The following is a 12,209-nucleotide window of genomic DNA, read 5'->3' as shown; positions in this document are numbered from 1 at the left end:
CTTGTTCGAGATATGCTTGGGGAGGGAGGAGTTGAGGGGATGCGATCATATTTTTATTGTATTACACAGATACATTGAGAAAGGGATTGCACCAGAGAGACACAGAGAGGGGAGAATAGCTTACTCTGTCCTAGTCTTATTCTCTCTTAAAGAAATAGCATGATAGAGAATAGGGGATACTTCTCTCATTATCCCTGCTTTGTGTTCTTTGTGTCTTTGTGGTTCACTGCCCACCCCTCCTTCTCGTTATGATACAGAGGGACAAGATAATAAAACAGCAATTATGGCTACCTATTTAATTACTGGTGCAAATCGCGGCATTGGGTTAGAGTATTGTCGGCAACTGCAAGCAAGAGGAGAGGACGTTATTGCAGTCTGTCGGGAGACTTCCCAAGACTTAGACGCATTGGGAGTAAAAGTTGAGTCAGGAGTTGATATTACTTCGGATGACTCGGTTGCAGGGTTGGTGAAACGGTTACAGGGGATGACGCTGGATGTTTTAATTAATAATGCGGGGATTATTAAACGGAATACGCTGGGTGATCTCGATTTTAACAATATTCGCCAACAGTTTGAGGTGAATGCGTTGGGGACATTGCGGATTACTCAGGCGTTGTTGAATAATCTTCAATCTGGGTCTAAGGTGATTATTATGACCAGTCGTATGGGGTCGATTGGGGATAATACGTCTGGGAATTCTTATGGGTATCGGATGTCAAAGGCCGCGGTAAGTATGGCCGGAAAGTCCCTGTCTCTGGATTTGCAACCGCAAGGTATCCCGGTGGCTATTCTACACCCTGGGATGGTGAAAACGCGCATGACGAATTTTTCTGGGATTACTCCAGAGGAGTCGGTGAAGGGTCTGCTGCAACGCATTGATGAGTTAAAGTTGGAGAATACGGGGACATTTTGGCACGCCCAAGGGGAGGTGTTACCGTGGTAGTTGTTTGATGGTGTAGGGGATGAGGGTGAGGCTGGCCATGGCGACGCAGACTCCGGCAATGGTGTAGAATAATGCCGTAAATCCCCCTATCTTCTCTACTCCCCCAAATAGGGTGGGGGAGAGAAATTGTCCTAAGAAATTAATGCCTGTCCCGGCGGCTAAGATGGTAGATTGTTGATGGGCGGGGGCTTGGTTGGATAAGGCATTATAGAGGTTGGGTAGGACTAACCCAACTCCCATGCCTAAGATTAAGACAAATACGCTTACGAGAGGGATGGAGGGGAGTTGCGGTAATATGGCGTAACTTAGGGCCATTATGCCCCAACCGAGGCTGACTGTGGGAATAATGCCGAGATGTTGGGAGACTCGTTTCACTCCTAATGCGGAAATGAGGGCGGCCCCGATCGCTTGCATGGCCAATAATACCCCATTGGTGAGTGTTCCGGTGGCGAAGGTGGCGACGAGATATTGGGGAAGATAAATGGCTATAACATAAACGGAGGCAGATGTCAAGCCTAAGAGGGCTAACCATAGCCAAGTCCCGCTTTTGCGCCAGAATTGGGCTTTTAGGTTGGGGGGGGGTTTGTCAATGATGCGGGGAGACTGGGGGGGGAGTTGCCAGAAGACGAGGAGGGCGAGGGGGAGGCCGACTCCATAGAGGGTAAAGGGGACTCGCCAGTGGATGAGGCCGACTAATCCGCCTAGAATGGGATAGAAGATGTTAGAGAGGGCTAAACTACTGGCGATATAGGCGATCGCCTGGGTCTTGGCTTCGCCACTGGGATATTGTCGGGTGAGAAAGCCTAGGCTAGCTGCTGCGATGCCGCCTGTGGCAATGCCTAACCCGGCGCGAGTGACTAAGAGGAGGGGGAAGGATTGTAAAACGCCACCTAAGACCCCTGTGAGGGCGTAGCAGACGAGGGAAACCATTAAAACCTTCTTTTGCCCTACCCGGTCGGCGAGGATGCCTAAAATGGGACTACAGAGGGCAATGGTGAGGAAGTGGAGGGAAATAATATAGCCTTCGTAGCCTTGGGGGACGTTTAGCGATCGCATCATATCCGGTAAAGACAGCGCGATCACTTTCCCGGCCATCACCAACAAAGACCCTGTTACCAATAACAGCAACAGTTGGCGATTCAAAACCTTTCCGGACTCCCCCATTAACTATCCCGTCCTAACTCCTGAGACCGTTGATAGGCGGCTTTTACGGCTTCTAGGGTAGCAGACCGAAAGCCCAATTTCTCCAGGGTGGCGACTCCGGCAATGGTCGTCCCTCCTGGACTCGTTACCCGGTCTTTTAACTGGCCGGGATGGAGTCCCGAATCTTGTAATAATTGGGCGGTCCCTAGGACCGTTTGTAGGGCTAACTGAGAAGCCACATTTCTCGGCAACCCGGCGGCTACTCCCCCATCCGCTAAGGCTTCAATAAATAGGGCCACATAGGCAGGGCCAGACCCGGAAACCCCGGTTACAGCATCCATGAGAGACTCCGACACCTCCACCACCTCTCCCACGGAGGCAAAAATGCGCTTGGCTAACTCCCGTTGGGCTTCTGTTACCCCTTGGCCGGGGGCTAGGGCGGTCATTCCCGCCCCCACAATGGACGGGGTGTTGGGCATAACCCGGATGACAGGTTGCCCGGCGAAGGCGGGTTCTAACCGTTTTAGGGGAACTCCGGCTAAAATGGAGAGAACCAAGGATGATCCCCCCACCCCTTGTCCATGGGGAGATAAGTCCGACACCACTTTGTCTAAGACTTGGGGTTTCACGGCCAGGAGTAACGCTTCTGACGCTGCTACCGCTTGCCGATTATCTCCTGTGACGTGAACGTGATAATTTTCTTGTAAATAGTCCCGTCGTTCCGGTTGGGGATCACTGACCACCACCGCCTCCGGGGCGTAGATTTTTCGCGCTAAAAGACGGGATAAGAGGGCTTCCCCCATTACCCCTCCACCGATGACACCAAATTGAACAGACACTCTTGTTATGATTAAACAACGATTTTAGGGCGCGATCTTCTGCCTAGATGGGAAACGTAGCGATCGCGCCCTTCCTGAAAACTCACCCCAATTCTGGGCCGAATTACTGGGCTAAACGGTTCGGATCGACTGTCCAAGCCGGACTGGCAGGGGCAGAAGGCGGACGAACCGCATTTAACGGCGTAGTCCCGGCAGCCCCGGCCACCTCTTGGGCCATTCCAGAATGGGTACTCACTTGTACACAACTGGGAGTAAACAAGAAAATACTTTCACCGATGCGTTCCTGATGGCCATCAATGGCATAAGTCCCCCCGGCGACAAAATCCACCGCCCGTTGGGCTTCATCGGGATCAATGACGGTTAAATTTAGCACCACTGATTTCCGCTCTCGTAACGCTTGAATCACTTGAGGCATTTCCTCAAAGGAGCGGGGTTCGATAACCACCACTTCTGATACACCATTTGCTGATCCGGGCATTCCAATCACATTACTCCTCGATGTTGCTGATGCTGAAGCCATGCCTGTTTCTGTTGCTGTAATATTGGGTCTTTCTCGATTACGACGGGGAGGTTGACGTTCTTCCTCTACTGGGGCAGGGGGATTCTCCTGCTGATAGAGGTTTTGATAGTCGTTCCCTTCCATGTCTTCCTCATAATACTCGTATTCGTCCCCTTCATTGAAGGCCACGATGTCCCTTAGCTTAGTAAAAATTTTATTCACTGTCGATTCTCCCTTACCCTTACAATTTTAGGATAAATGATACTAACTCTTATCTATCCCCTATTGATCTCTATTTTCCTGATCATAATCCTATCCGTCATTTCACGCTAGGGGAGATTAGGGGATTGTTGTTTGTTGTTTGTAAAAAAGGGAACAGGGAACTCCGGAACTGGGAACAGTAAACAGTAAACAGTAATGTTCTTTGTTCTCCCCCATCTCCCCCATCTCCCCCATCTCCCCCATCTCCCCTATTTCCCCCATCTCCCAACTCCCCAATTACTGCCTTGGCCGGCCCAGAGTAGAAATATAAATCACAGCTTCATCCTTGGGGATGCCTAACACCTCATTGACTTGATCATCGAAAAATCCGCCAATGCCACTCACTCCTAACCCTAAATGAATGGCCGCTAAATTTAAGCGTTGGCCCAAGTGGCCTGCGTCCATGTGGAGGTAACGGTACACCCGATCGCCGTATTTTGCGATCGCGCCCTTTAAGTCCGCCGTATGGAAAATCACCGCCCCCGCATCTCGGCCTAAATCTTGCCCTAAACAGAGATAATGTAACTCCCGACGAAAATTTTTAAAGCGAATTTGCCGTAACTCCTGATCCTTGGGGGCATAGTAATAACAGCCCTCCTCTAACCCCACAACCCCCGACACGGCCACAAACGTCTCCACTAAACTTAAATCAAAATAATCCGGGGCCGGGTCTAACCCTTGTACCGTATAATCTTGAGGCTGATAGGTAAAATGGAGTAACGCCTGTAACTCCTCCAAAGTCAAATCTGCCCCCGTATAGGCCCGAGTGGACCGACGCTTCAAAATAGTCTGTTCTAAGTCGGCTAAATCTTCCTTCCAGTCAATGGGGGAACTATACATAGACACCTTTAAACAAAAAGGGAAATTATATTTATCCTCAGTCCCCATTTTGGCCTCTTGGGGAGAAGGAGAAGGCAGAGGTTTACTACTTTCGATCTCCGTAGCCTTTTGTAAAGCCCCCAATAACTCCCCATCAGCAATATCTGGATAATCTTGGGCTAACCCCGACGGGAGGGCAGTAAAATATTGGGAATTTTGTTCTAAATTGGGGGGTAACTGGGGCGATTTCTCCCCCACATCCAGCAAAGGAATGACCGTCATCACGCCTTCTTCCTCCTCATTGAGGTAGAGGAGTTGATTCATTAACTTATCCTGAAACCCTCCAATTAAACAGGGGCGAAACCCATTGACGGCCCCGGCTAATTCAATATTGCCCAATAAATGCCCCGTATCGAGGAAAATACGACGATAGGCCCGGTCTTCGTATCGCCAGGCTGACCGATAATAGACAGTGGAGGTTGCGATCGCCAGATTCGTTTCTTCTAACGCCGGATGGAAAAAACAGGCTTGTCTCAACGTCGCCCAAACATCCTTCTCCCAAAACTGTACCAAAGCATGAGTCTGAGGCTGATAATTATACAATCCTGCCGGGAGGAGAGGCGTTCCCCTAGACAACAAATACACCTCAGCCGGATATAACCCCCCCGCCGACGGGGCCGCCCTTAAATAAATCGGCGGCCCCATCATAGTCGCCATTTTCGCGGTAATGCCATAGGAACAATACAACAATTGGGACAATCGCCGCCAAAACACCGTTTCCGAGTCCGTCTTACTCTTACTCTCCTGACTCAGATAGGGCTTCAAGTCCAGTGTTTGACCAATTTTATACTCTTTAAAGGGAACAGGCTGTTTAGACCAATCAATCCCTCTCCCCTTACTGGCAATAGTATCCGGGTCATATTTGGTCCGTTCGTGATAATAGGTGGCTAATGTATTAGAAAAATCAGTCATTGTAGAATTTGGTAATGGGTGATCGGTAATGGGGGATGGGTGATACCCTTTCTCAAGCACGGAGACAGTTCGTGAACGACTTCGCTACCCCTGACGGGACGCTAACCCACACAGGGCAAGGGTAATGAGATACATCCTCGCCTACGGAGGGCTTAGACTGGACTAACCGGACGGGCTTAACACGAAGGTTAACTATTGTCCAGTGATTTGGTTAGTCTCTGATCATTATTCATGGTTAATTATTCATTGTTAATTGTTAATTGTTTATTGTTTATTGTTCATTGACCTCAAACCGCCATAGACAAAATCGCCCTAGCAATTTGAAAATAGATCAAAACCCCTAACACATCGACGGCTGTTGTGATAAAGGGGGCAGACATTAACGCCGGATCCAACTTGAGACTGCGAAAGAGAAACGGGAGACCAGAACCCGCTAAAGAAGCCAATAGGGAGATTATTAATAGGCTAACACCCACCGAGATAGAGACAAATAACGTTCGTTGCATTAAATAATGGGCCCAAGCCACCGCTAACCCTCCTAAGACAGTCCCCAAAAGCAACCCGGCCATGGCTTCCCGGAGTAACACTTGCAAGGGGCCAAGGGCGTTGAGTTCTTCAGTATTTAACCCACGAATGACCACCGTAGAGGACTGTGCGCCAATATTCCCTCCTGTTCCCGTGAGAAGGGGAATAAACGCGGCAATGGCAATGGCCTGTCCTGTATATTCCAACAATTCCCCCTGGGTTTGAATAATTGATCCGGTTACGGTATTCGTCAGTAGCAAAATTAACAGCCAAAAGACCCGTTTGCGGGCGACGACCAATAAATTGGTTTGAAAATAATTATCTTTATCCGCTTGTACTCCACCCAAGGCGTAAATATCTTCGGTGGCTTCCTGTTCTAAAATATCAATTACATCATCCACGGTGACTACACCGACGAGACGCTGTTCTTTATCCACCACAGGCAAAGCCAGTAAATCATAGCGTTGGATGAGTCGGGCGACTTCTTCCTGGTCCATATCGGTGGAGACACTGACCACATCCCGCGTCATAATTTCTTCCAGGGGGCGTTCTGGGGGGGAAATCACTAAATCTCGTAAGGAGACAATCCCCGTTAAGCGGCGTGAGGCATCGGTGACATAGAGATAATAAATTAATTCGGAGGCATTGGCTAATTTGCGAATGCGGTCTAAGGTTGCTCCTACGGTTAAGTTTTCTTTGAGGGAGATATACTCCGGAGTCATGATCCGTCCGGCGGTATCTTCCTCATAGCCCAATAATAAGGCCGTGGACTGGCGTTCTTTGGGGCTTAACTCGGCGAGGAGTTGTCGGACAATTTTGGCGGGGAGTTCGTCGAATAAGCGGGCCCTGTCGTCAGGGGACATTTGATCGACAATGCCGATTACTTCCTGACGTTTAAATTCTTGAATGAGGGCGTGTTGAATGGTGGAGTCGAGATGTTCATAAACGGCGATCGCTTCATCTTTGGAAAGTAACCGAAACGCGATCACCTGCATCGACTCGGGCAACCCTTCTATGGCTTCCGCAATATCCACAGGTTGCACCGGAACAAGCAACGATTTCGCCCCTTGCAGGTTGCCCTGCTCCAGCAGCATTTGCAACTGAGTCCGCACTAGCGAACGCAGTTCATGGCGAGAATTAGTTTGGGCGGAAGAGGGATTCTCAGTCAAGATCAACCTGCCTCATGCACATTCTGTAATCTATATTAAGCGTAGAAGATGCAAGACCGTTTTAGATTTCCCCCTGGCAGTAATCAGTAAACAGTACAGCACCGTCTACTAAGTGGCACTCACCTTAAACTGGCCCGCATACTGAATTTTAATGACTCCACCCCAGGCACAATTACAAATTGACACATCGGTCAACGCCGCAAACATCCCAATTTTGACCTTCAACGCCCCAGGTTTCCAGGGCCCAGTTGTCACCGGGATACAAGGCATCGGGGTTAAAACTCCCAACGCTGCGGCAGTGGCTGAGGCTACCGTAGGGTTAGCTAAAGAGGTACACATCCCAAAGGGGGGAATATTGGCAATGGGCGCGAAGTCCATTACCGTAGCTGCTAAGGGGGCCGGGGCTGTTACCAAGGATTTTCCCTTGGGAATGACAATTAAGGCACTCGGTGTTGCCCCAAAGGGAATACATTGCATGGTCGCGCCCATCGTAACTAAGTTTGGCATTTTTGATCAATTCACAATTCACAATTCATCAATTCATCAATTCACAATTCACCAATTCACAATTCATTATTGGTTATTTTATCCTAATTTGATAGACATCCCGGATACTGCCACAGACATTCCACCTTTGATATTGGTATTCATTCCCCCTTCTAAATCTGCATTCATTGAGCCTTTAATTTTAACTCCGGTTGAAGCCATATTAATTTGATTACCGCCTTGAGTTAATTTAATTCCAGCATTACTAATTTCAATTTTACTTCCCCCAACTTTTAAAGTAATATTACTTTGTCCAGTAATTTCAATCGTTTTCCCATCCAGAGTTATTTTCTTTCCTGACCCCGCTTGTATGGTTACATCTCCTGACGAAGTGATATCAATTTTTTTACCATTATCATCTAAAGAAACCTTATGTCCCCCTTGGGTCGTTAATTCCATCTTCTTATTTTTATCATCAATAAGAATTTTATGGCCTTCTTTAGTTTTCGTTTCAATTTGTTGATCACTATCATTACAGGAAAGTTTATGGCCATAAACTGTATCTAAATAAACCCCTTTTTTACTACTATCTTTATCTTCTTCAACAAACTGTAATGTATGTCCCGTGCGGGTTTTTACTGTTCGTAAACGAACCTTCCCATCCACCACACTATCTGCAACTTTTTCCGGTGCTTTATCTTTTCCATTCCATACCCCCCCAATGACATAAGGCCGATGAATATCCCCATGTTCAAAGGCCACTAAAACTTCATCATCAATTTCGGGTAAACAGTCAAACCCCCGACTTTTTCCTGCTCCCATAGAAACTACTCGGGCCCAATGACTGGTATGTGCATCACTCCCTTCTTTTGGGGTTAAAGTAGGAAACCAAACTTTAACTCGTCCCATCCCATCAGGGTCATTATTATCCGTCACTTGTCCCACCATTAACGTCTGACCTGGTTGTAAACGCACTTGGGGAGATAATGTATCTAACAAGTCCCCTCCCCGTAGTCCTCTGACGGTAAATTCTGTGGTATAAACTCGTTTTTCATAAATATGACGAGACTCGGTGACATAGTATGAACCACTATATTTTCCCATTTCTTTTAATTTCACCGACTTACCCGGACGAATTTTCGGGTTTCCTTCTGCCTTTGCATCTGCGTGAACAAACTCCCCTCCCAGTTCATCAAAAAGAGCTTGTGCAATTTTATCTGCTTCTGCTTCACTAAATACGGGTTGATCGACCACCATCATTTTCGGACTTTTGGGTTTACCATTAAAACTACTACTGGTGTCTTTTCCTTTCCCATATTCTGTGCTAGTAATGACTTGATCGGAGTTTTTGGTGGCTACAATTGGACTCTTTTTCGTATAGTCCCACCCCCGCACTTCTACTGAACTCACTTGTTCTGCACTCGATACCCGAACGCGAAAACCATGTAAGTCTTTTAGCCAAGTTAATTCTAAAGTATCCTCAGATTTAGGTTTGCGAAAATTGAGCTTACCATCCTGAACAAATAGTTCATATCCATTTCGTGCTGCTCGTTCCCGCAAAAACTCCATATTGGTTTGATTTTCTTGAAAAATGTAGTCATGGGTGGGGGTTGTCGAGTCCACTGTACCGGAAGATATTCCCACCTCACCAATTACTTTTTTGACAATATCACTATCGGTTATATTTTGAAACGACCGATTAAAACGTCCACGGTGTAAACGGTGAGATACATCATAACCACGAATAATAATGGGTGCTTGAGATTCACTATTAAAATGAGTCTCAATTCCCGTTACTTCTCCTTTAATGACTGTCCCAGTTTCTGCATCATCAAATTCTTGGGATTCTGTGGTACTAGATGTAAACGCAATTTCAATAGATTTGCCAATTTCAAATATTTTTTCATGTTTCCAAAAACTATCTTCACTACGTCCACTATAACGAGAATTATTAATAACTAAAGTGAACATAGCAGGAAGATGAAGACTTTCTTCTACAATGATTTGTAAAAGGTCTTCCATGAGACTATCCGAGGCAGTGCTACCATCAATTTTTAAATTAGGTTGAGAAATATACGTTGCAGTTGCCATAATGAATTAAAGTTTTATTGCGTAATAATTTAAAATTGAATTGCGTTGAATTTTATCGACCTCCTGATTGTCGATTAACAGAATAAGAAGTATCTCCTCCGTCCATCTGGTCAACTTCTTTTAAGTCAAGACTCCCAATGACTGCTTGAACTGGAGTTCCATCTAATAGAAAACGAGTTAAGGTGTAATCAAGGGATTCAATAAAACAACGTAAATATTGATTTTGTCCCCAAACAAACGTATAAATAGGAGGACGTTTTCCTTTAGCTGTTCCTTTCGTTGCAAAATCCAAGGCCGCAATAAATTTATTAATATGTTCTAAAACACTCGTCCCCGTTTCGTAAGTGTCAAAATAAATATTTTTGAGAGTAATTTTAGAGGGATTGGGGTGAGAAAAGCTCACTTTTGGAAGTCCTTTTTCAGTTCTCGCACCATCAGCTTCTTGCATTGTGTTTGAGTGACTAAAATCTAGTTCCGTCGGATTAAACATAAACTCAATATTATCACTTTCATCAGAAATTAATTGAGCTTTTTCAAGTTTTCCTGTTGGGATTGGACTTTGCGCCATAATTGAATTTCTCCTTTGTGAAAATGGGATTAATTTCTAGTATAATCAGTTTTTACCAAGGCAGTCGGCCAGGGTAGGGTCGGCCTTGACGTTCTTGCGCGATCGCAAATTTATGGCGAATCAATTTATAGATTTCCCTCGCTAACACTTCCAGTTGTTCTGATGTAATATCTTGAGAATTTTGGGAGGCCACAGAAGACAAGGTAACAGTCTTAGAATCCGATTGAGAAGCCTTAGATAACATACCTTCATATTTTTGGAGAAGTGGGACATTTTGGGAATAATCCACCGCTTTCCGTTGAATCGGAGGAGTCGAGACTGGTTGAACTCCTTGGGGAGTAAACATCATTTTGGGTTGAGAGTGAGAAGACTCAGGAGTCCGTTGTAAAACCGGGGAAGATTGTTTCGAGGAGGCTTTTTTCGGTTTGGGTTTGGGTTTAGGGTTGGGTTTCGAGGTTGCTTTTTTGGCCGTTTGACGAGATAAGGGAGACGAGACAGGGTTAAGGTTGCGCGATCGGGTCTTCCCTAACGGTTCTGGAGAAGGAGAAGCCGTTTTTTGTAATAAATCCTCAATACTCGACCAAGACGAAGGACTATTGCGAGTAGGAGTCGAGTCCGACTGAGTTTGAACCGAGGGAGGATTTCCCCCTTGTAACAAATCTTCAATACTCGACCAAGCAGAAGGAACACCCGAAACAGAAGTCGAACCGTCACGTTGACGAGTAGATTTCGGTTTCGGTCGAGCCTGACGTTGAACCGACTTTGCTTTCCGTGGACGGGAGAGAGACTCTTTAATCCCCTCAGATTGACCCAAAGGTTTAGACTGAATCAAGTTATCAATCGCACTTGGAACAGGGGGAGACATAAGACTGTGATCCGAGAGAATCTGAGAAACAGTAGGTTCTGATGTAGGTTGAACACTCTCCGTTTTGGGTTGAACTAGGTTGCTTTCTGAACTACTCAGAGTTTCAGATTTCGGTTGAATAACATGACTATCTGGACTACCCCCAGTCTCCGATGTACGTTGAACTCCGTGACTATCAGAATTGCTAGGAGTCTTATTTTGAGGTTGAACTACATTACTATCTGAACTCCCACCAGCATCCGTTTGTGCTTGAATAACGCGACCAATTTCAGGAGACACCGATGTCCCCGGATGTTCAGTAACAGGTTGAGACGGGACATGGGGAGAATCTTCTGACTGGGGTTGAATGACATTACTGTCTGGACTACTCGAAGTTTCGGTTTGGGGTTGGACTATATTACTCTCGGAACGACTAGCAGCGTCAGTTTGTGCTTGAATAACGCGACTAATTTCAGGAGACACCGATGTCCCCGGATGTTCGGTGACGGGTTGAGAAGGAGCATTGGGGGAGTCTTCTGACTTGGGTTGAATAACATTACTATCTGGACTACTCGGAGTTTCGGTTTGAGGTGGAACTACGTTGCTATCTGGACTACTAGGAGTCTCAGATTTCGGTTGAATAACATTACTCTCAGAACGACTAGCAGCATCAGTTTGTGCTTGAATAACGCGACTAATTTCAGGAGACACCGATGTCCCCGGATGTTCGGTAACGGGTTGAGAGGGAACATTGGGGGAGTCTTCTGACTTGGGTTGAATTACATTACTATCTGGACTACTAGCAGTCTCAGATTTCGGTTGAATAACATTACTGTCTGGACTACTAGCAGTGTCAGATTTCGGTTGAACTAGGTTGCTTTCTGAACTACTAACAGTCTCAGATTTCGGTTGAATAACATTACTGTCTGGACTACCACCAGTTTCGGTTTGAGGTTGGACTATATTACTCTCAGAATTACTAGCAGCGTCAGTTTGTGCTTGAATAACGCGACTAATTTCAGGAGACACCGATGTCCCCGGATGTTCGGT

At 46.4% G+C, this 12,209-nt stretch carries 9 protein-coding genes and 1 pseudogene; 1 reads left to right on the top strand and 9 read right to left on the bottom strand.

All coding sequences use genetic code 11. From position 1 onward, the window contains the following. Positions 1–283 precede the first annotated feature (283 nt). A complete protein-coding gene (locus PN462_RS14850) occupies positions 284–943 on the top strand; it encodes an SDR family oxidoreductase (protein WP_272129329.1) in 660 nt (219 codons plus the stop codon). Here PN462_RS14850 and PN462_RS14845 read toward each other — a convergent pair. From PN462_RS14845 to PN462_RS14805, 9 genes and pseudogenes are all read right to left on the bottom strand, one after another. Next, a complete protein-coding gene (locus PN462_RS14845; protein ID WP_272129327.1) occupies positions 932–2,107 on the bottom strand; it encodes an MFS transporter in 1,176 nt (391 codons plus the stop codon). The genes PN462_RS14850 and PN462_RS14845 overlap by 12 nt on opposite strands. Then, positions 2,107–2,925, bottom strand: a complete 819-nt coding sequence (gene proC, locus PN462_RS14840; RefSeq protein ID WP_272129325.1) for a pyrroline-5-carboxylate reductase — start codon at positions 2,923–2,925, stop codon at positions 2,107–2,109. Before proC ends, PN462_RS14845 begins: the two co-directional genes overlap by 1 nt. 103 nt (positions 2,926–3,028) lie before the next feature. Continuing rightward, a complete protein-coding gene (locus PN462_RS14835) occupies positions 3,029–3,646 on the bottom strand; it encodes a cell division protein SepF (protein WP_272129322.1) in 618 nt (205 codons plus the stop codon). Between the two features lie 276 nt (positions 3,647–3,922). Beyond that, entirely contained in the window at positions 3,923–5,476 is a 1,554-nt protein-coding gene (locus PN462_RS14830; RefSeq protein ID WP_272129320.1) for a SagB/ThcOx family dehydrogenase, read from the bottom strand. Positions 5,477–5,763: 287 nt separating this feature from the next. After that, positions 5,764–7,170 (bottom strand): magnesium transporter, encoded by a 1,407-nt coding sequence (mgtE, locus tag PN462_RS14825; RefSeq protein ID WP_272129317.1) that lies wholly within the window; start codon positions 7,168–7,170, stop codon positions 5,764–5,766. A 108-nt stretch (positions 7,171–7,278) separates the two neighbouring features. Then, positions 7,279–7,677, bottom strand: coding sequence for a DUF4280 domain-containing protein (locus PN462_RS14820; protein ID WP_272129315.1), 399 nt, complete (start codon positions 7,675–7,677; stop codon positions 7,279–7,281). Between the two features lie 78 nt (positions 7,678–7,755). Then, on the bottom strand, positions 7,756–9,747 hold the full coding sequence (locus PN462_RS14815; RefSeq protein ID WP_272129313.1) for a VgrG-related protein: 1,992 nt from the start codon (positions 9,745–9,747) through the stop codon (positions 7,756–7,758). A 52-nt stretch (positions 9,748–9,799) separates the two neighbouring features. Further along, a complete protein-coding gene (locus PN462_RS14810; RefSeq protein WP_272129311.1) occupies positions 9,800–10,315 on the bottom strand; it encodes a CIS tube protein in 516 nt (171 codons plus the stop codon). A 52-nt stretch (positions 10,316–10,367) separates the two neighbouring features. Next, positions 10,368–12,209, bottom strand: a pseudogene (locus PN462_RS14805) (hypothetical protein); the annotation flags it as partial.

This window comes from Spirulina sp. CS-785/01 (genome assembly GCF_028330525.1).
GTDB lineage: Bacteria > Cyanobacteriota > Cyanobacteriia > Cyanobacteriales > Spirulinaceae > JAQMSD01.
This window is presented reverse-complemented; position numbering and strand designations above follow the sequence as displayed.